The sequence below is a fragment of the Paenibacillus sp. sgz302190 genome (assembly GCF_059820445.1).
Genome location: NZ_JBZYAO010000014.1, coordinates 112,136 through 133,767, shown reverse-complemented (window position 1 = coordinate 133,767; position 21,632 = coordinate 112,136). Strand labels below are relative to the sequence as shown.

The 21,632-nt window shown below is 53.1% G+C and carries 12 protein-coding genes; 1 reads left to right on the top strand and 11 read right to left on the bottom strand.

The window, feature by feature from the left end:
• The 10 genes from AC6RNO_RS17395 to AC6RNO_RS17350 form a co-directional block, all read right to left on the bottom strand.
• Complete coding sequence (locus AC6RNO_RS17395) at nucleotides 1-183, bottom strand: hypothetical protein (RefSeq protein ID WP_497106180.1); 183 nt, start codon at nucleotides 181-183, stop codon at nucleotides 1-3.
• 23 nt (nucleotides 184-206) lie between these two features.
• Nucleotides 207-1,076, bottom strand: a complete 870-nt coding sequence (locus tag AC6RNO_RS17390; protein WP_474687079.1) for a 5'-3' exonuclease — start codon at nucleotides 1,074-1,076, stop codon at nucleotides 207-209.
• Between the two features lie 240 nt (nucleotides 1,077-1,316).
• Nucleotides 1,317-5,171: a TIM-barrel domain-containing protein gene (locus tag AC6RNO_RS17385; protein ID WP_497106179.1), complete on the bottom strand. Its 3,855-nt coding sequence runs from the start codon at nucleotides 5,169-5,171 to the stop codon at nucleotides 1,317-1,319.
• Nucleotides 5,172-5,225: 54 nt separating this feature from the next.
• Nucleotides 5,226-8,507, bottom strand: coding sequence for a TIM-barrel domain-containing protein (locus AC6RNO_RS17380; protein WP_497106178.1), 3,282 nt, complete (start codon nucleotides 8,505-8,507; stop codon nucleotides 5,226-5,228).
• A 195-nt stretch (nucleotides 8,508-8,702) separates the two neighbouring features.
• A complete protein-coding gene (locus AC6RNO_RS17375) occupies nucleotides 8,703-12,476 on the bottom strand; it encodes a TIM-barrel domain-containing protein (protein WP_497106177.1) in 3,774 nt (1,257 codons plus the stop codon).
• A 93-nt stretch (nucleotides 12,477-12,569) separates the two neighbouring features.
• Entirely contained in the window at nucleotides 12,570-13,916 is a 1,347-nt protein-coding gene (locus tag AC6RNO_RS17370; protein ID WP_488437082.1) for an ABC transporter substrate-binding protein, read from the bottom strand.
• 89 nt (nucleotides 13,917-14,005) lie between these two features.
• Nucleotides 14,006-14,836, bottom strand: a complete 831-nt coding sequence (locus AC6RNO_RS17365; protein ID WP_488437083.1) for a carbohydrate ABC transporter permease — start codon at nucleotides 14,834-14,836, stop codon at nucleotides 14,006-14,008.
• Entirely contained in the window at nucleotides 14,826-15,710 is an 885-nt protein-coding gene (locus AC6RNO_RS17360) for a carbohydrate ABC transporter permease (RefSeq protein WP_488437084.1), read from the bottom strand. The genes AC6RNO_RS17365 and AC6RNO_RS17360 overlap by 11 nt, the downstream gene beginning before the upstream one ends.
• A 33-nt stretch (nucleotides 15,711-15,743) precedes the next feature.
• The gene (locus AC6RNO_RS17355; protein WP_488437085.1) at nucleotides 15,744-16,769 is read right to left on the bottom strand and encodes a LacI family DNA-binding transcriptional regulator; all 1,026 of its coding nucleotides are present in this window, start codon (nucleotides 16,767-16,769) and stop codon (nucleotides 15,744-15,746) included.
• A 236-nt stretch (nucleotides 16,770-17,005) separates the two neighbouring features.
• The gene (locus tag AC6RNO_RS17350) at nucleotides 17,006-18,949 is read right to left on the bottom strand and encodes a beta-L-arabinofuranosidase domain-containing protein (RefSeq protein ID WP_497106176.1); all 1,944 of its coding nucleotides are present in this window, start codon (nucleotides 18,947-18,949) and stop codon (nucleotides 17,006-17,008) included.
• A gap of 142 nt (nucleotides 18,950-19,091) precedes the next feature.
• On the opposite strand from AC6RNO_RS17350, the gene AC6RNO_RS17345 reads away from it, so the two are divergent.
• Nucleotides 19,092-19,964 (top strand): helix-turn-helix domain-containing protein, encoded by an 873-nt coding sequence (locus AC6RNO_RS17345; protein WP_497106175.1) that lies wholly within the window; start codon nucleotides 19,092-19,094, stop codon nucleotides 19,962-19,964.
• A 965-nt stretch (nucleotides 19,965-20,929) separates the two neighbouring features.
• Here AC6RNO_RS17345 and ssuE read toward each other — a convergent pair.
• Nucleotides 20,930-21,478, bottom strand: a complete 549-nt coding sequence (gene ssuE, locus AC6RNO_RS17340) for an NADPH-dependent FMN reductase (protein WP_497106174.1) — start codon at nucleotides 21,476-21,478, stop codon at nucleotides 20,930-20,932.
• Nucleotides 21,479-21,632: the final 154 nt, after the last annotated feature.

Here is a 21,632-nt window from a genome sequence, read left to right as displayed (position 1 = left end):
TCAGTCACTTTTCGCCGGTAAATCCCTTTTTTCGCCCCGCTCTTCGTTCAATACTGACAATTCACCTGATGAAAAAGCAGCGTTTTTTAGCTGTTTATAGGTCTTTTTTATCATTTCTACACTTTTTTCCAAATCCCTTTTGCGTTGGCGCAAAAAAATAGAGACACAGCCTGTTATTGCCAAACGGCTTGTCTCCATTGTTTTCCTTATCCGATTAATTTTACCAAACTGTTAAACTCAAGCTCTTCGAATTTTTGAAGTGCGGCGCTCTTGTTGATTTTCCAAACGCATTCTTCAAAAACGCATTGAATAGGAACATCCACTTTAATAGTTGCCAAATCTTTGGACAAGTGCAGCATGTCCGTGTCATTTTCGATTTTTGTTTTAACATTAGCCGATAACTGTTCCATATTGTCCAATACGCCTTGGACGGAACCGTATGTTTTAATAAGCTTTTGGGCCGTTTTCTCGCCAATGCCGCGCACACCCGGGTAATTATCGGAAGTATCACCCATAAACGCTTTTACATCGATAATTTGAGAGGGGTGCAGCTCTTTCTCTTCCCACAAAGCAGCCGGCGTGTACACTTGATAATTGGATTTGCCCTTTTTCATGATCACGACCGAAATGCGGTCCGTAATGAGTTGAAGCATATCATGGTCGCCGGTCAATATGAGCACTTCCGTCTCGGCGCTGATTTGGCCGGCAATCGTGCCTATACAGTCGTCGGCTTCAAAACCGGGCGCGCCGAAATTCGGTATCCCCAGCGCATCCACAACCTCTTTGACCAGGCTGAACTGGGGGACCAGCTCTTCCGGCGCCTCGGCCCGGTTCGCTTTGTAGCCGTCGTACATCTCGGTCCGAAACGTAGAGCTGCCCAAGTCCCAGCAGCAGAGCAGATGCGTAGGTTGAAACTCCTTGATGGCATCGAACAAATAATGAATAAAACCGAAAATGGCGTTCGTGGGGATGCCGCTGCTCGTTTTGCGGACATACCCTCCGTACGATTGCGCGTAAAAGCCTCTGAATAATAAGGCCATGCCATCTACAATTAAAGTGCGGTTCTTGTTTTCCATATTTCCACTCCGACAATAAATTATGTACCAGTATTAAACATACCAGACCTTTACGCCGATGAACATAGATTTTATAAATATTACTTGTGGCAATCTATCCCATATCGCACCCATACGCTCATTTCGCCTTCTTCCAGTCGCCAAACGACAAAAGACCATCGGGATCGCGGATTACCCGGTGGTCTTTCTCAGCCCAAACACTTTATCGATTTAGCCTCATGAGGGAGTCCGAGCTTCCGCTTATTGCTTGGTTACACGAACATCATCAATATGGAGCGTTGTGCCTCCCGGAGAATCGACGTAGAAGCCAATATCGATCTGACCGTTCGTAACCATAATGTCGCTAACGCTGACATACTTCCATACACCGTCATTGCTGATATTGGCATATATGGCAGAACCGCCGTAATTTTGAATCTCCGCTCGCGCTGTTGTCGGCGTCGTATTTTTCATGCGGACCCATGCTTCGAATTTGTATTTCACGTTGTTCACTGGAACGCTGATCGTCTGATGAATGCTTTGCTTGTAAGCGCCCGGCGCATAAAAGTAAGCGCGCTTATCACCCGTCCATGGCGATTCCGGGGGATTCGTTGTCGAGCCGCTATCAACGCCGTAAGCGACCGCTTGCGTACCGGGATGCCATTCGGTCCAGTTGCTGCTCTGGCTCGTATCGCGTTCAAAGCCGCCATTGTCGAGCAGGTTCTGCTCGGAAACCGGCGTTCCCGCCGCCGCTGTCGAGAGCAGCATACGATCCAGATTAATGCTGCCGCTATCGGCAGCATCATATTTGAACGCGATGGTGTTAGCTCCTGCGTTCAGCGACACGGTTTGAACGTTGTCCTGCCAAACGTTCCAGTTGCTTCCCGGACTCGCGAAGCTCGTTTGACCCAACTTCGTTCCGTTCACATAGGTGCTTAGCGTCTTCGCAGCGTTCGTGCCGTTGGCATAGCGCAGCGCGACTTGATAACTGCCTGCGCTCGGCACATTGACATTGTATTTCACCTGCGCGCCGGGTGCGCTCATGCCGTCGACAAATGCGGCGCCGCTGTAGTACCAATGATTCGTGTCCATACTGCTGCCTCCGGAAAGCTCGGCGCTCTCTGCCTCGTATTTGCTTACCGCAGGCGCGAACGGCACCGTGATGTTGTCGATGCTAACGTTACCGCTATCGCCCGCTTCACTGTAATATTTGTACGTGACAACGTTCATGCCCGCCGTCAGGGGCAGCGTCTCGGCTTGGGTCGACCACGTGTCCCAATTCGCTAAATTCGCAAGCGACGTTGACTTTACTCGCTTGCCATTGACGAAGATGCTCATCGTCTTGGCCGAACCTGAAGCGTTAGCATAACGCAGCGTAACGTTATAATCGCCGCCTGTTTGCACTTTCGGATAAAACGTCGCACCCGCTCCCGCATTGCCGAGCCCATCCACGAAGCCTGTTCCCGTGTATCCGGTATGGTTCGTGTTCACCGTCGCTTTAGTTGACGCTGTGATGCCCGAAAGCGATGCATCTTCAGCTTCGTATTGCATAACGGCCGCGCTCACGGAGCTGCTTCCGGTCACGGCGATGGCCTTGGCGGAAGCTGCTCCCGCCGACAATTTTACGAAAGTGACGTCGCCGTATACGTCCTTGCCTTTCGCCCAGCCTTCGCCTGAAGCGGCTTTCAATGCTTCCAAGCCGGCATAGGATGCCATGGCCGTACTGTTATTCGTCACCGCGGTTCCAGCAGCTCCGTGGAGCTTGATGATATAAGATTGCAGGGCAGGGATGTAGCTGCCGCTTTTGGCCCCTAATGTGAAGCTAAGCGTACCTGAGCCGTTGTCTTGCGCAGTCATATTTTGCTTGAAATAAGTGCCGTTCTCATAGTTATAACTGGCTCCGTCATCGTCATAATATGTGAAGCTGCTTTGCGATGTATCCGGGAATACATCCACATCGACGGAGGTCACGGAAGATTGTCCTATATAATCCTGCACCTTTTGCGTAGGAATGATCGCTCCTTTTTTGATAAAAAGAGGAATATCTGTCAGCGTATCCGGATTCACGGCGTAGTGAATCGTCTGACCGCCGGTCAGCACATTGCCGCGCGCATAATCGATCCATGTGCCGGACGGCAAATAAATATCTTTGGCGGTCTGCTTTTTATCCACTACCGGAGCGGCCAGCAGCCAATCGCCGAACATCCAGGCGTCCGTATCGTTTTTGACATTCGGATCGGTCGGATAATCCTGCATGAGCGGTCTTACAAGCCCATTTCCGTTCTCGTAGGCGCTTCTTTCATAAGCATACATGTAAGGAATCAGGGAGTAGCGCAGCTGAATCGCTTCTTTGGCCGCTTCCTCTGCGGTCGATCCAAAATACCAGGGCTGGCGCTGCTGGTGATTGTTGCCGTGAACGCGGAAAACAGGCGTAAGCGAGCTAAACTGCATCCACCTTGCATACAGGTCCGGATTCGGATTGTTCGTCGTGCCGTCCTGCTGGTTGAACCCTCCGGTATCCATGCCCCATTTCACTTGGCCGTTATTTACGGATGACAGCATAACGGCTCGCTGCTCCTGCATGCCTGCCGCCCAATCGATGCGTTCCCCCTTGTTGTACTGAATGCCGATGTCGCCAGACCAGAGCGTCGTCGCGTAGCGCTGTGCGCCCGGATAGAAGGTGCGCGCTGTTTGCCAAACACGCTGCGCATTGCCCGTATAAGCGCGCTGACCCTCGTACATCGTTTGCGACATATGGCCCGTCGTGAAATTGCCGAACCAATAAGTCACTCCGCCCGATGATACTTTATCCGTCTCATCGTTCCACCATCCCGCAATGCCTTTATCCAGCGCGTCCTTGGAGTGATTCCAGAACCATGTCCGCTCGCCGGCATTGTAAGGATCGATGCTGCGTACCTTCACGGGGATGAAATAGTCCTGATATTCGCTATGTCCCGGGTAAAAATAGCCGCCGTTCGCCGCATCCGTCCCTTGAATCGTCGCCGTGTTCGAAGCATCCTTGGTCACGATCCGCGGTTTCGTTATGCCGATCATTTTGATGCCTTTGGCATCCATTGCCGATTTGAGCGCCGTCGAGGCGGCGGAAGGAAAATTCGTGGTGTTCCATGCGAATTCGCCGTAGTTGTTCTCCCCGTACTTCTTCCAATCGTAATCGAAGGCATAGGCGTCGATGGGAATGTTTTTGGCGCGGTACGTATCGACATTATTCGTAAATTCCGTTTGATTCGTATCCCACTCGAAATTCATGAATCCCAGCGACCACTTCGGCAGCATCGGCGGTTTACCGGTAATCTCGGCGACGCCGGACATAATATCCTTCGGCGTGCCGAGCATGATGTAATATTCGACGTCCTGCTTCGTATAGCGCCGTCCTTCCGCAGGCGTGCCGCCGTAGTAAAACTCCATTTTACCGGTAGCATCATCCGTGTACGGATAGCCGCCGTCGCTGTCGACAAGCAGACCGTAACCCGCCGTACTCCAAATGAGCGGCCCCCCGGAATCTCCCTGCTCGCCGGCATGGGCGGCGTGACTGGAATTGTTCCGCAGCAGGTCGCCGCCGCCATCGAAAGCGTTGAAGCTGCGGATGCCGTACATGTTGTCCCCGCCGGCATGAACGAAGCGAACGCCATCCGAAAACACCCCGCCGCTGGAAGGTTCCCAGAACAGTGCCGTACCGTCCGGCTTTTTCACCGTCATGCGCACGGGATTTTTGGTGATCTCGATCTTCATATTCGGAGTCGTGACCGTCATTGGATTGGAAACCGTATTTATCGTCGCTCCGACGGCCGCCCATGTTTTGTTCGGGTCCAGCATCGGCGTATCCGGGCTTGACGTCACGCCATTCGGACGATAGTCCACCTTCAGGATGCCGTTCTGTACAGCTTGAATGACCAGAATGTCATCGCTTGGCTCCGCGCCGTTATCAACGGTTAGCGTCAAAGTATCCCCGGAAACGCTCGACGAAAGCAAATTGCCGAGCGAGCTTACATAAGCGCGAGCAGGGGGCGCGGGAAGAAAGGTAAAGGTAGAGCCAATCAGCGTGCATACTGTCAACATAGAGAGGACGCGCGGAACTTGATTGTTCCGTAGACTCATGATTGATACCGCCTTTCGCTTTTGGAATGCGGGAGGGACAAGCCCTCCCTGCTTTTATTGTTCTTGAATCGCGATGTTATCCAGATTAATACCGAGCGAACTGGTGCCGTCGTAGCTGACTTTCACCGTATTCCAGCCGGCATTCAGGGTCACATTGACCGCAGCCGTCCCCCATGTGTCCCAATTCGCTGTTTGCGGCAGCGATAAATCCGTCACCTTGGCGTTATTGACATAAATGGCGCGCGATCCGCTGCCGGCTCCCGAAGCATAGCGCACTTTCAACGCGAAGGTGCCGGCAGCTTTTACAGAGACGTCAAAGGTCACGGAATCGCCCGTTGTTTCGAAATTGTCCACGAAGCCCGTTCCTGTATAGCCGGTATGATTCGTATTCGTGGAAACGCCTGTTTGCGCGGCAAACTCGGCTTCGTATTCCACTTTGTTGACGCCGTTTAAGACGACCGATTGAGCGGACGCGCTTGCGCCGAGCTTAACATAGGTGAATTTCTGAACGGTATCATAGTACCAGCCTGCTGAAGCTCCTATTAGTGAGCTAAGCGAGCTATACGCTGTCATCGGCGAACCGTCTACAGTCACAGAAGACGGTTTCGTCGTGAACACTTGCAGCGTCTTGGCCGCATTGATCGCAGGCACGCTGACCGTCTCTTTGTTCAGACCATACTGCTCGGTGGACGTGAAGGTTTTGACCGAACCGCCGATATCGTCATTCCAATCGTAAGCCGTCGTACCGAGCGGATAAATTCTGAAAGCCAGGTTGGTGTAGCTTGTAAGGTTATTGCCTATGGTTGCGCCGATTTGGTATTGCGCGTTCAGATTCATCGGAATAATGCCGCCTGACTTCACAAACACAGGAAGATCATCCACGCCTGCGGTATAGTTGATCGTGCGCCCTCCCGGACGCTGCGCGCCGTACCAGAAATCGATCCAGTCCCCCTGCGGGAGATAGATGCTTTTGTTCGTCTCGCCTTGATTCATAACAGGAGCGACAAGCAGGCTGCCGCCGAACATATACTGCTGCGTCAAACCGTACGTATTGCTGTCGGTCGGATATTCAAGGGCCATGGCGCGCATCATCGGCACGCCGGTATCGCTCGATTTCTTCGCTTCGCTGTAAATGTAAGGGAGCAGATTCATCCGGGTATTCGTATATTTCGCAAAATGGCTAATAATGGTGTTGTCCCCTGTGCGGGCCTGCGCATTCCACGGAGAACGCTCTTCGTTCGTGCCTGAGCTGCCGTTGGCTTCGGAATGGAACTGCATCACAGGAGCAAAGGCAGCCATCTCGGTCGCGCGTTTATACAGTTCAGCCGTTGGATACGCGCCTGTGAAGCCCGCCAAATCCCAACTCCAATAAGGAACGCCGGACATCCCGGCGGTCAATCCGGCCGATACGGCCTGCTGAAATGCGCCGAACGTCGACTCTTGGTCGCCGGACCAGAAGATTTGATTCGCCTGCGCGCCTTGCGTGCCGGAACGGCTGAAGCTGACGGCATCGCTTTTCTTCGAACGCGCGTATTCGTTATACGCCTTCACGTACTCGTTCGGATACTGATTGCGCATTTCGTCGCCTTTTTTGCCGTTCGAGAACGTGTTCGAGCGTCCCCAGACCATCTCGCCGCCATCGGTTTTGAAGCCGTCGATGCCAACGCCGTCAAACAAATAAGCGCGTTTGGACATCCACCAGTTTTTCGCATTCACATTCGTGAAATCAAGCAGCAGCGAGTTGCCGAACCACTGGCCGTCCGGTATGCGGTATTGCCCGCCGCTGCCATTGCCTACTGCATAGTTCTGGGCAATCATGTAAGCCTCGTCGTTGTCCTTCTGGGTATAGGGCGTTGAGGTCCATTTCTGAATAGGCACTTGCCATAACACAAGTTTCATCCCATTGCTATGCACGTTGTCCGCCATCGCTTTCGGATCCGTCCATCTGCCGCCCGAAGGGAACGTGAAATCCGTGTAGGCAAACGAAGCGCCGCCTGTTTTGGGCGTATACGTGGCATCATTGAAAATATAGAACGTATTCTCATCGCTCCACTGCTCAAGAACGAGGGCCGTCGCCGGGATATTGTTGGTATTCGCGTTCGAAATCGCCGTCGATACTTTCGTTTGACGGTCCCACTCATTGGCCGACATCCATAAACCAAAGGCCCATTTCGGCAATGCCGCGGGCTTGCCGGTAATCGTGGCATAATTGCTGACGACGCCTTTCAAGTCATTGCCATAGATGAAGTAGTAATCGAGCGTCGAATTGGCGCTGCCTCCCGTATCCGCCGTAAAACTGTACATATCCGAACGTTCCGTCGCCAAACGGAATTTGGAATAATATGTAGAGTTTACAAATATACCGTAACCGCTGCTGTTCAGCATAAAAGGGATCGCCATATACGTGCGGTCATTCTGATTTTTGTATTGATTGTATACATATGTGTCTACATTATTTCCGCGCTTGCGGAAGTTGTTGTAGTGCTCGCCGAACCCGAAAAACTCCTCGGATGCAGGTGTGTAGAAATGATCTTCCACCTTGTTAATGATTGTGCTGCCGTTGGTCAGCCAAGCCAGGTTCCGATTCGTCGTGCTGTCATATTGGCGTGCGATAAGCGTCGTGCCGTCCGGTTTGTAGACGTTAAGCCGGAATGGATTTTTGTCTACCTTGATCTTCAGTTTGGATGTCGTAATCCAAGCGGTGGACGCCGTATCCGACACGGAATAGTTGCTTAATCCGCTGCTGAGCGTCCCTGTCCCTGTCGGAGAAACTTGCACGCGGAACACATCGTCTGCCGTGAAAGAAATATTGATTTTCGGTGTTAGCGTCCCTGTGTTCGGCACCGCGTTCAGTACAATACGGTTCGTGTTATTGGTCACGGAGCTAACGCTGCTGACAGACTCCCAGTCCGTTACCGTGAAGGTGAACGGTCCGATGGTCTTTTCGTTTGCGCCATCTTTGTTGCCATGAACGGTATAGGCGATCACATCCCCTTTGGCAAAGCTGCCAAGGTTTGCCTCCCAATACGTATTGTTGCCGCTGTTGTATTTGTAGGCCGCTCCTACCGGCGTCTGATTGACGCCGTTTTTGGTCCAGGTCACCCAAGCCGTTTGTCCGGATTCAATCGGCCAGGTCGTAATTTTGATATACACCGTCTCGCCCGCTACCGGATCTCTCGGACTCCGCTCGGTAGTCTGAATGTCATAAAGATCGTCAATCCCGTAGGGAGCGTGGTAGACGCCATCGATCGCATAAGCACTTGGAACAAGCAGGAAAAAACAGAGCAACAAAGAAGAACTGAACTTCACTGATGATAGTATTTTCCTTGCGAGCATGATTATTTCCCCTTTCATGTCGAATGATTGACAAACTATGGATGAGAACTGACCGACTGCTGCCGCATCGTCTTTTCCAAGCCTGCGCGCCTTCTTCCAGGCATCCCCCCTCTCCGGATTGGGCAGTCCGAACATAAGCTCTTCGAGACTGCCATGAATAACACCGCATATTTTCTGGCTGCATTTCCATGACGATCAACCTTCGATCACCAAACTTCCCGCTGAATCCCTGGTACAGAACATCACCTCTCTGTCCCTTAGACAGTAACTTCCTGGCAGCAGCTGCTCAACCTGCGCCGCAAGCGTCAGCTCGGAACCATTCAAGAGGACCGATTGCGCACTTTCCGGCCAATACAGAAGAAATGTCAACTGCTGCTGCACACTGCCCGACCAGCCCAGACGAATCCGTTTACCTTCCCTTTGCGCAGAAATGGTCACTTTGTTGCCCAAATCATCCTGGAATTCCGCTTGAAGCTCTGCCTTGACATATACGCGGAAACATAAGTGTTCATAACCATCCACCCGATTCCCGACATGACCGCCGAGTTTGTAATCCTCCGCCAAGTTGATCGCGATCACGCTGTCTTCCTTTTGGTAGACAGGAATTTTCTCGATACCTGCAGCGACTTTCAGCAGACGCGGGCCCGCAACTTCCTCCTGATCAAACAGCGAGAGCCATGTCCCCTCTGGGAAATAAACCTCCTTCACACGATGTCCCTCCTCCGTAACCGGAGCAACGAGCAGGTGTTCGCCGAACATGTACTCACTTATCATTTCCGTACAATGCGCATCGGCCGGATATTGCAGCGACATGGCGCGCATCATCGGCAGACCCGTTCGGCTCGCGCGGATGGCCTGATCATAAATGTATGGCAAAAGGTTCATCCGAATGTCCGCATATTTTTTGTACAGCTCAATAACGATCTGCTGTCCTGTCCGTTCGGCAATGTTCCACGGGGTCCGGTCCTGATTGAACTCGCCTTTCGTCTCGGCATGATATTGCATCACGGGGCAAAATGCCGCCATCTGGGCGGATCTCACGAACAGTTCCGCTGTCGGAATATCGCCATGAAAACCGCCCAAATCCCAACCCCAGAAAGGGATGCCCGACATACCGCTCGACAGGCCGGCAATCATCGAGGAGCGAAAAGCCTGGAAGGTCGAACGCTCGTCGCCCGCCCAATGCAGCGGATACCGCTGCGCCCCGGTGTATCCTGCACGGCTGAACGTAATGCCGCCTTCTTTGGCATGCCGTTGAACAAAATCATAATAACTGCCCACATACAAATTCGGGTATAAATTACGCATTTCGCGACCGGTGGAGCCATCGTGGAACTGGAGATCGTGGCCGAAGACGAACTCGCCGCCGTCGGTTTTGAAACCGTCCACGCCGATTTCATCAAGCAGATACTGGCGTTTATCGAACCACCATTTAACCGCATCAGGATTGGTAAAATCGATAATGTGGCAATCTTTGAACCAGTTATAAGGAAGTGTAAACGGCTCCCCTTGGGCTGTTTTCACGCAAAAGCCATGCTCAAGCAAAGTTATTTCATCGCGATCGCGCTGGCCATGGGCGACACCATACATAAACTTATGAATAGGTATCTGCCATAAAAGCACCTTCAACCCTTGGTTGTGAAGTTCTTCAACCATCCCTCGCGGATTCGGCCAGCGCCCCCACTCCGGGAATTGGAAGTCGCCATAGCGGAACGGCTGACTGCCGTCCTGCACCTCATACTGCGCATCGTTAAAAATATAGAACGTCGCCTCGTCGCTCCACTGCTCGATGACAAGCACTGTTGACGGTATCTCGTATTTGGCGGTTAACTCCGCTTGCTTCATGACCTCGTTCTGCGAGTCCCAGTTATTGCTCGACATCCACGGACCGAACGACCACTTGGGCGGCAGTGCGGGCTTGCCGGTAATATCCGTAAATTGTCCGATCATATCCAGAGGTTTCCCGGCAAATAAATAAACGACCAGTTGCTGATTCACCCGCGAAACGTCCGCTTCTACTTCTACCAAATCGGATAATCTTGTATGAAATCGGAACGTAGAATAAAGCGCTGTATCCACAAAAATGGCATACCCTCCCGAAGAGATGGCAAAAGGAACGGGCATGTAGGTTTTCAAGCCTTGATCCCGGTACTGGTTGTACACATACTGATCCACTTCCTGTCCGGAGTATTCGTAATGGGCAAAGCGTTCCCCCATGCCGAACCAGCGGTGCTCCGGCCTCGTCTTCATGTTGAGCCGCAACTTATGGACCGTTCCCGAGCCGTCGGTCAACGCTTCGATCAGCGGCTTCCCTTCGGCGGCGAAGCCTTCGGCAAGCAAACCCTCCGCGCTGCGCAAGGCCAGCGCAAGCTTCCCCTCGCGCACGCCGGCTTCCAGCCGTGCGCGTCCCATCTGCAGCGCTGCCTGCTGCACGCGCCGGGCGTATGCCCGTTCGCCCGCTGCGGCGAACGTTATCCGCACCGCGCCGCCGGCCTCGGCGCGGAATGCCAGCACAGACGGCTGCGCCATGTCTGCGCCGGCCAGCTCGACGACGAAGCCATCCGTCGTCTCGTACATCGCATGGACGCGCTCCAGCGCCGTCCATGACCGGACCTTAAAGCCATAAGTCGGCGAAACTGCCGACTTCCCCCCGGCCTGAAGCGCAAAAGCATAGCTGACCTCGTCACCCGCGAGGTAAGGGCCCAGCTGCGCTTCCCAGACCTTCTCCCCGCCGGCGAGCACTTTGACGACGGCCGGAACAGCTTGCGCCGCCGGAATACCGCCAACGACGGCCTGCACCGAAACCGCCTGACTCGGCTGGAACGGCTGCGTCAGCAGATGCACCACCACCGCATCGCCCGCTTCGGGCTGGCGGGGGAACCGCTCGCAAGGCAAGGTTACGTACGGATCGTCATAACCTGTAGGCATATGTATGAGCGCGACGCTGTCCGCGCTCGCGTGTGCGCCTGCGTCTGACACAAGCGCAGTCTGCGCCAATTCCATCAGCACAGCACACCATGTGCTGATGGGCGGCAGCCCCTGCTCGCGTCCTTGCTCTTGTCCTTGTCCTTGCTCTTGCCCTTGTTGCCCTTGCCCTTGCTCTTGCCCCTGCATCCGCTCACGCCAATAATCAAGCATCAGCGGCTCCTTCGCCGTCGTCATATCCACCTCATAAAGCGCGCCCTGCTCCTCTTGCAGCGCCTCTACCCGGGCCAGCAGTTCCTTCGCCCGCACTGTATCGCCTTTTTTGGCGTAGTACCAAGCCAAGAGGCAAGTCACATCAGGCCGCTCACAGCCGCCGAAATAGGTGTCGCTCTCCCACAGTCTAACGCCCTTGCCGACAAGCGTCTCTTCCAGTTTATACAGCGCCTCTATCAGAATTCGGTCTTCAATACCAAGCATTCCGAAGGGAATAGCCGCAGCGGTAATTTCTCCGTGAATCGCCGTATCCCCAAGTTGGCTGACAACCCTTCCATTTTTAATAAACTTAGCAAAAAGGAGTTCTCGTAACGACTTCATCAAATGCAAGCCTATTTCGCCTGCACCGTGCTGCATATTCGATTGGATGGCCGCAAAATATATGGCAAGGTGACTAAGATAGATGCCTTGATTTTCCCCTTGCAGCCAATGAGGCTGCGGTTTTTTCCAATTTGCATCGATCAGCCGAACCGCAGCATGAATAAACTCCTGAATTTCCGCGCCGAAAGATTCGTCATCACTCGCCTTAAGATACTCGCCGGCAGCCCACAGCACCAGCGCTTGATCCGTCAGCGCCGCTTGTTCCAGACGCTTGCTTCCGCATAAAACCCTTAACAACGGCAGCGCCCGATCCGGCTCTCCACGCCGCACGAACGCATAGCTTAAAAATGCCGCTTCGCGAAAACCAGCCTTCTGTCCGCCTATCGCCAGTTCTCCTGTTAAAGCATCGATCTCAACGTTCGCATACTGCTGCAAATCCGGTTTATTCACAATAAAATCCTCCTTGCTAACGTTCTTATTAGGGAAACCAAAAGGGGCAGTTGCCGCAACAATGCCCCTCCATGCCGACTCCAAGTCTGCCTGTTATTTACTTGCCAGCTTCTCAATCTTGGCTTGCGCTTCATTCAGCGCCTTTTCCGCCGTGTAGTCCTGCTTCAGCTTTGCTTTATCGATTTCATCGCCGATCGCTTTCGTCAAATCGCTCCATTTGTCCGGAATCGGACCGACTGGCGTAAGCACAAGTGTATTCAGCGCTTCAAGCACGACTTTCTTCGATTCAGGTGGCGTTTGTTTGAAATAAGCCTCCATCGCTTTCTCATCGGAAACCGCCGGAACGCTCCAGCCCTTCTCGATCCGCTTACTCACAACCGCAGGGTCGGAGGACATGAATTTAATAAACTTCCAAGCGGCTTCCGCATTCTTCGTTTTATCTGAAACGACAAGACCGTCGGCAAAGAAATGATGCGCTTTCTTCGTATTGCCCGGCTCCAGCGCAATATCCCATTTGAACGGCGCATCCGCAAATCGGCCGAAATTCCAAATACCGCCGCGCAGCATCGCGATTTTGCCCGCTTTGAAGGCGTTCAAATCCGCGTCCGGCTGGTTGAAGGTGTCGTCGTTCAGCGGAGGAGATACTTTATACTTTCTGGCTTTATCCAACATCCAGTTCAAAGCTTCGATGTTCTCCTTGCTGTTAACCGTTGGCTTGCCGTCTGCGCTCCAGATGCCTCCGCCGTTCTGCGAGATCGTTTTGTAGAACTCATAGAATTGGATCGGCGAATAAGTGCCCCAGACGCCGCTTTTGGCGTCGGTCAGCTTCTGAGCCGCTTCCAGCTCCTCTTTCCACGTCCAATCCGCCTTCGGATAACCAACCTGCTTTTTGTCAAACAAGTCCTTATTGTAGAAAAGAACGACATCCGAAAACGACTCTACAACCCCGTATTGCTTGCTATTGTATTTGAAAGAATCATAGGCGAGACCTTTGTAAATGTCCGGTTTGAACGCTGCGTCCTGCGCAATGATCGGGGTCAAGTCTTTTAATGTATTTTTGGCGGCATAAGAGACGAAGTTTTCGTATCCGACCTCGAATACGTCAGGCGCATCCCCCGATGCAAGCTGTGTATTGAGTTTCGTGTAGTAGTTGTTATAATCGACGATATCCACTTTGACCTTCACGCCGGGATTTGCGGCTTCGAACGCTTTCACCATATCGCCGAGCGTCTGCTCTTGAGAGCCGCTTGCGGTGTACTGCATGAACTTGAGCGTAACCGGATCTTTCTTCGCCTCCTGTGTTGCCCCCGGCGCAGTTGCGTCCTGTTTCGGAGTCGCCTGAGACGACGCTTCCGGTTTACGATCCGACCCGCACCCCGCTGCCGCAAGTGAAACAATGACGCTTAACGCAACGACCCAACCTGTTTTTCGGGCACCCATGCAGAACCCTCTCTTCACATGAAATTTTGTCTGAGTCTTCATTACCAACCATGCACGCCTTCCCCGCGGTAAGCGCATCCCCCCTCTCATTATCCTTTTACGCCACTCATGGTCATGCCCTTAATGAAATATCGCGATGCGAACAAGAACACGACGAAAATCGGAATAAAGCTAATGACATTGCCCGCCATCAAAATGTTCCATTCCGTCGCCCATCTGCCTTGCAGCTTGCTCAGCCCGATCGGAAGGGTCATCAGTTCCTTGTCGCTCGTGATGATAAGAGGCCATAAGAAATTGTTCCACGATGCCATGAAAGCAAAGATCGCCAACGTGGCTAGGGCGGGTTTGCTGAGCGGGAGTATGATACTCGCAAACACCCGTACATAGGAAGCTCCGTCCATCCTTGCCGCCTCGACCAGCGGATCGGGAATCGTCATGATATGCTGTCTTAGCAGGAATGTGCCGTAAGCGCTGAAAATGCCGGGCAAAATGAGACCCGGATACGTGTTCGTCAAGTGCAGCTTCTGAAAGACGATAAAGAGCGGGGTCATCGTCACCTGCATCGGAATCATCATCGTGATCAGGTAGAGTACAAATAACGGCTCCCTGCCCCGAAATGGAATTTTGGCGAAAACGAACGCCGCCATCGCGCACACAACCACCTGAGCAATCGTTGTCACGGCCGATACGCCAATGCTGTTGCCTAAGAAACGATAGATCGGAAAGTACTTGGCAATTTCAACATAATTGCTGAACTTGAATGTATCGGGAATGAGATTGGGCGGCATCCGAACGACCTCCAGGCTGTCTTTGAAAGATCCGGACAACATCCAAACAAACGGGAACACGAGAACGACAGCCGCTGCGAGCAAAATCATATGCGACAGCAGGTTCCGATATGGCATATATTTATCGGTCATAGGTAACCCACCTTTTCTGAAGCTGCTGTTGAACGACCGTGACTGCGAAAATAATAACGAACAAGATCCAGGACTGCGCGGAAGCAAAACCCATTTTATAACTTTGGAAGGCGTTTCCATAAATTTGCTGCACGAGCGTACTCGTTTGCCCGGCCGGACCTCCGTTTGTCATCACCAGCACCTGATCGAACAGTTGGAAGCCATTGATCAGCGAAATGACAAGCACGAAGAAAATGCTCGGCGTAAGCAGCGGAAGCGTCACCCGGAAAAATTGCTGAAATCCTCCGGCTCCGTCGATCGTCGCCGCTTCATAGTAGTCATCGGAGATATCCTGCAAGCCCGCAAGCAAAATCACGGTCACATACCCGATGTCTTTCCATACGCTCACTGCGATAATCGAGGGCATTGCCCATACGAAATCTTGAAGCCACACAGGACCTTGAATCCCGACCAGCGACAACAGGTAGTTAATGAGTCCGTTCTGACCATTGAGCAGCCAGCGCCATACGATGGAAACGGCAACCCACGAGGTGATGACCGGCACGAAGATGAAAATCCGGTACAGCTTAACGCCTCTCAGCTTCCGATTCAGCAGTACTGCAAACAACAAGCCGAACACGAGCACGGAAGGAATATAACCTACGATATATTGAAGAATGTTCAAAAGGGATGTAAGCGTTTTCTCATCATGCAAAGCTTCGCTGTAATTATCCAGTCCGACGAACTTGGCCGGCGTAAGCAAATCCCAATCGGTGAAGGAAATCACAGCCGAGGAAAGCATCGGGATAAGCTGGAAGAAAAGCAATCCCGCCAAACTTGGGAATAAGAATCCGATGATGACAGCCATTCTGGAAAATCGCTTTTGTCCTACCATGTCATTCTCCTTTTCCCGGCTCCCGAGAGAGGACTACTCCCTCCGTCTGACCGTACCTCTTTCCATAATCGCAAGCGGCAGCATGATTTCATTCGTTTCCTGCCCGCCGCTTCCCTGAATCATATTGATGAGATGTTCGGCTGCAATTGCTCCCTTTTCGGTAATATTTTGACGGATTGTTGTGAGGGGCGGCAGAAACATTTTGGACATCGATATATCGTCAAAGCCGATGACCGATATATCTTCAGGCACTCTTTTGCCCACATCCATCAGGCTGCGAATCGCTCCGAATGCGACCATATCGCCCGTAGCAAACACGGCTGTAATTTCCGGATGTTTACTTGCAATTAGTTGCCCTGCCGCCATCCCGTGCTCATAGCTCATCGAATCTTCAAACACATAATCCGGATTGTAGAAAAAGTTCGCTTCGCGTATTGCCCGCTTGTAGCCGAGAAAGCGTTTTTCCACGACACCGTCCCGGCGAATCGCCCCTGTAATCAACCCAATATTCGAATGCCCTTTGTCGATCAAATACTTCGTCGCCAAATAACCTCCGTACTCGTCGTCGATGCCGATCCGTTTAAAATAACTGTCGTTAATATAGCTATCGATCAGCACGATTGGGATGTTGATTTTCTTGAATCCGTCATAAAACTGCTCCGGATATATCCCCATCATAATAGCGCCGTCCAGGTTCCGCTGGACCGACAGGTCCAAATAGCTCTCGCCCTGATTCACGCCGGATAATAACAAATGGTAACCGTACTCGCGCAGCTTGCTCTCAATGCCGCTGATCATTTCGCTGTAGAAAGGATTTTCAAGAATGAGCTGTTTATGCGATTCCGTCTGCGGAATAACGATGCCGATGAGCTTCGATTGATTTTTGACCAGGCTTCTTGCAGAGAAATCAGGAATGTAGTTGATCGTTTCAATGATCGTCTTGATGCGTTCGATCGTTTCCGCCGACACCTTGTCAACCCTGCCGTTTAATGCGTAGGAGACAGTTGCCGTTGAGACGCCTGCGGCTTTGGCTACATCTTTAATGGTTGGTTTTTTCATTATTTATCCCTCTATTAGTTATACGTTTAACTAAATTATAAGGGATTCCATCTCATTTTACAATATGATAGCGCTTTATTTTTTGTGTAAAATCATTTATAGGTTTAATCGTTTAACTAAATTTTATGGTTTGCCCCGCGATTTAGAACTCTCTTTTCCGCCTGAACGAGCCTCTTAATCGGCAATAACCCACACCTTATCATCAAGATGTGGGCTTAACTGTGATTGAATCAGGATCACTTGCGGCAATCTATCCCATATCGTACCCATACGCTCATTTCGCCCTGCCCCCGGTTGCCCCACAAATAGTACGGCACGGCTTTCCAGCGAAAAGGCTGCGTATGCCGGACCAGAGGCCGGTACGGCTGATCCGCCCAGGAAGACGCGTCATCGGCGTGTCCTTCCCCTACAATGACGATTGCGCCTCCCGGAAATTGCTCCTCGCGAACGGCAGCAAGCCTGGAGTCCGCCGATATCGAAATCGCCGAAACGGGGCTTCCGTTGTCGATTTCTTCCAGGCAGTAGACCAGCGGCCCGCGCTGAATCGCAGCTTTGCCGGCATTGGCCCGGATCTGCGGGTTGGCTTCCAGCAATTGAATGTCCATCGCCAAATTCCATTCCACGCGATCCCCTTGCTTCCACACTCTCGCTGCCAGCGCATAGCCATCCTTCACGGTATACGGCTCGGGGGTCCCGTTAATGATCATGACGGCTTCGCCCCTGCTCCATTCGGGAATCCGAAGCGCGAGCGTTACCGGGGTTTCCGGCGCGGAATCGATCTCGAACGTTACTTTGCCGCTCCAGGGCAGTTCGGCACGCTGCTTCAGCGTCACTTCTCCGGCATCGGTTTGCAGCGACGCCGAGCTGCCGATAAACAGATGAGTATAAACGGTATTCGCCGGCTTGTCGACAGTATAAATATAGTCGTTCAAGGAGCTTAACAGCCTTGCCGCATTCGGAGGGCAGCAGGAGCAGCCGAACCATTTTTGCCGGACCGCCTTGACGTGGCGTCTACCCGGATTTTTAGCGCTCGCCTCCGGCCATACTTCAAGCGGATTCACGTAAAAAAAGTGCTTGCCGTCCAGCGCCATACTGCCAAGCACGTTGTTGTACAGCGCGCGTTCCATCACGTCTGCATACTCGCTCTTAGGCTCCAGCTGCAGCATGCGCTGCGCGAAAAAAATAAGCCCGATCGATGCGCAAGTTTCCGCGTACACCGTATCGTTCGGAAGATCGTAGTCGAAGGAGAACGCTTCGCCATGATGGGTCGAGCCGATGCCGCCGGTAATGTACATTTGCCGCCCGGTCATATTGCTCCACAGCCGCCGGCTCGCTTCCGCCAATTCCCGGTCGCCGGTCAAGCGGGCCAAATCCGCCATAGCCGTATACATGTAGACGGCGCGCACGGAATGCCCGACAGCGACCGATTGCTCGCGCACCGGAAGATGGCTTTGAGTGTAGGCGAGGTCCGGCTTGGCGGTAATCCCCTGCACCCAGTGGCTGGTGCGCCCTCTTCGCTCCCACTCCAGATGAAAATAATTCGGCTCCTGCCCCCGCTGATCGATAAAATACTGGCTTAACCGCAAATAGCGCGATTCTCCGGTCGCCTGATACAATTTGACCAGCGCCAGCTCTATTTCCTGATGCCCGCAATATCCTTGCAGCTTGCCTTCTTCCGGGCCGAATACGGAATCGATATGATCCGCGAATTTGCACGCGATATCCAGCAGCTTTCTTTTCCCGGTTCCGTGGAAATAGGCTACGGCGGCTTCGATCAAATGCCCTGCGCAGTACAGCTCGTGGCATTCGTGCAGATTGGTCCATTCTTTTCCGGGTTCCTTGATCGCATAGTACGTATTCATGTAACCGTTATCGCGCTGCGCCTGCGCAATCAGCTCGATCGCCTCGTCGGCCGTCCGCTCCAAAGCGGGGTCCGGATGATGGCCCAGCGAATACCCCACCGCTTCCAGCCACTTGGTCAAATCGCTGTCCTGGAACACCATTCCCCCGAACTCGCCCTCTTCCAGGCCTGCGGCAATCCGGAAATTGCGGATCGCGCAGCTGGGCTCCGCATCTTGAATACGATCATTCAGCGCCTCCCATTGGTAAGGGATCACCGTATTTCTTACAAGCTCCGTGTAGCGATTCCAAAAATCGTCCTCAATGCGGATACGTTCCATATGTCATCCTCCCAAAAACATCATGAATTAACCCTTCACTCCTGCAAGTATATCTTGTAAAATAAAGAGAAAATACGAATAAAATGAACTCATTTTTATAAAATTTAACACAAGCGTATGGTGTGTCCGGAGGGATCGATCGATGAGTGCCGATATCCATTTTTCATTTGATCTGCCGCCTCTGCCCTACTATTTGGGCTGCGGCAAAAGCGTATACGCCCCCGGGGAACAGCATCCGAACCGGCGGCATTTGGGCATGTTCGACCTGCTCCTGATCGTGAAGGGGACGCTGTACATGGGCGAGGATGAGCGGTCGTGGGAGCTGAGCGAAGGGCAGATGCTGCTGCTCCGCCCCGAAGGGCACCATTATCCGACCCGGCCATGCGCGGAGGAGACGGAGTTTTATTGGGTGCATATAGATTGCGCCGGGGATTGGCAGGAGGTTCGGGAAGAGGAACGGCCGCTGCAACCGAACCGTCAGCCTTTCGCGAATCCTTATACGCTGCGGCTTCCGCAGTTTGCCGCCCTGCTGCAGCCTTCCGTCGCCTTCCGCATCGTGCAGCAGCTTATGGATATTTCCGGCAACCGCCGCTCCACGGCTTTCTGGCAGGAGCAGGCGTTGTGCATGGAGCTGCTGCGGCTGCTGGAGCAGGAGAGCCGGGATCATCATTCCTCGCCCGTGATGAAGCTGGCGGAAGCTGCGGAAGCTTTTCTCAAGCAAAATTACCGGAAGGACATTACGAACGAAGCTCTCTCCAACGCTCTGCATTTTCATTCCAACTACATCGTCCGCTGCATGAAAGAAGTGTACCGCTGCACGCCCATGGAATATTTGCACGAATACCGCATCGAGCAGGCCAAACGGCTGCTTATTACGACGGAGTGGCCCATCGCCCAAATTGCCGAGTATGTCGGCTTTTCCTATACGCCCTACTTTTCAAGCTGCTTCCAAAAGAGCGTCGGACTGCCCCCGCTCCGGTTCCGCAAGCAGTATTTTGCGCTGGCGGCGCGCTGATTACCGCGATGCTACGTCGCGGGCGCGGCGGGTTGCGGCGCTGCGCGGCAGGTATCATGGCGGGCGCGGTGGGTGCGGCGGGTGCGGCGGGGTGTGGTAGGTGCACGGCGGGAGCAGGCAAGGCTACGCCGCGGGCGCGGCGGGGTGCGGTAGGTGCACGGCAGGATCATCAGGCAAGGCTACGCGGTGGGTGCGGCGGATTGCATCGCAGGATCAGACAAGGCTACGTCGCGGGCGCGGCGGATTGCGGCCGGTGCACGGCAGGATCAGGCAAGGCTACGTCGCGGGCGCGGCAGGTGCACCGCAGGTATCAGGCAAGGCTACGCCGCGGGCGCGGCGGGGTGCGGTAGGTGCACGGCGGGTTGTGGCGGGTACACGGCAGGTATCAGGCAAGGCTAAGGGGAAAGCCTGCGATTGTGCAGGAGGCTTTTGGCGAAAAGCCTGCGGTTGTCAGAGTGTCGAGAAAGTCGCGACACTTTGTCAGGGCAGCCGGAGGGGGTAGCGGCTTGGCAAACTTAAAAGCCTGCAAAAGTGCAGGCTTTTTCTGTGCATGAGGCTCATTTTGAGGAAAAACCTGCAATTGTGCAGGAATTCCCGATAAAAATGAGCCTGAGCTCGTGCTGCAGCTAAAAAGCCTGCACATTTGCAGGAATTTTTCGCTGAAGGCGTATCCGCGAGCAAAAACCTGCACTTTTGCAGGCTTTCTCCGCATTTTCAATCAGATGTTCTGTCAGACTGTTGAGAAAGTCCAACTGAATTCCCCTCAGATCAATTTGTATGCGGGTGGCTCTCAGCTCGAAGAGGAAAAATTGATCTAAACCGATCTGAGAAGGGGTATTTCGGCTCGCTGCCAGCGCATGAACGGCTGCGCCGTCTTTGGGCGGCTTCCCGGGGGTCGCTGCGTAGCAAAAAAACCGCCGCCGGACCCACGATGGATCCGGCGGCGGCCTGCCTGCAACGCTCTTTTATACCTCGCGGCTTGTATGCCACTTGATTTCCCGAATAAATTCCGCAACCGATTCATGCAGGCGCGCGGCAATTTCTTCATCCAAAATGGCCTGCCCCTGCTCGCCCCAAGTTACCTGCTTATCGAGCACGTAAACGCCCTGCAAAATGTTTTGCGCGCCCAGCGAAGACAATACCGGTTTGAGCGCATAGTCGATCGCCAGCAAATGCGCGATCGTTCCGCCGACTGCAAGCGGCAGCACGATTTTGCGGTCGAGCCCTTTTTGCGGCAGCAGATCGAGGAACGCTTTCAATACGCCCGTGTAGGAAGCTTTGTACACCGGGGTAGCGACGAAAACGGCATCCGCTTCGGCAACCAGCGCGTTAGCTTTGACAATCGCCTCGCTGTCAAATTTTGCATACAGCAAGTCCTCGGCCGGAATGTCCCGCACTTTAATCCATTCCACTTCCAGGCCTGCTTGGAGCAGCTCGCTTTTGGCCGTTTCAATAACGCCGTGCAGACGGGATGTCGGGGTCGGACTTCCGGAAATAATAACCACTTTTGCCATGCCAGTTCACTCTCCGCATGTGATAGTTGATGAAAAAGAGACTCCGCAGCTTTGTTTGTAATCAAAGGGGGGAGTCTCCAGAGGTCCGGTCGACTTGCTCGTATTAATTCACAGTAAATAACTTGGTTTTATCTTACCACCGGCATTCCGGCCC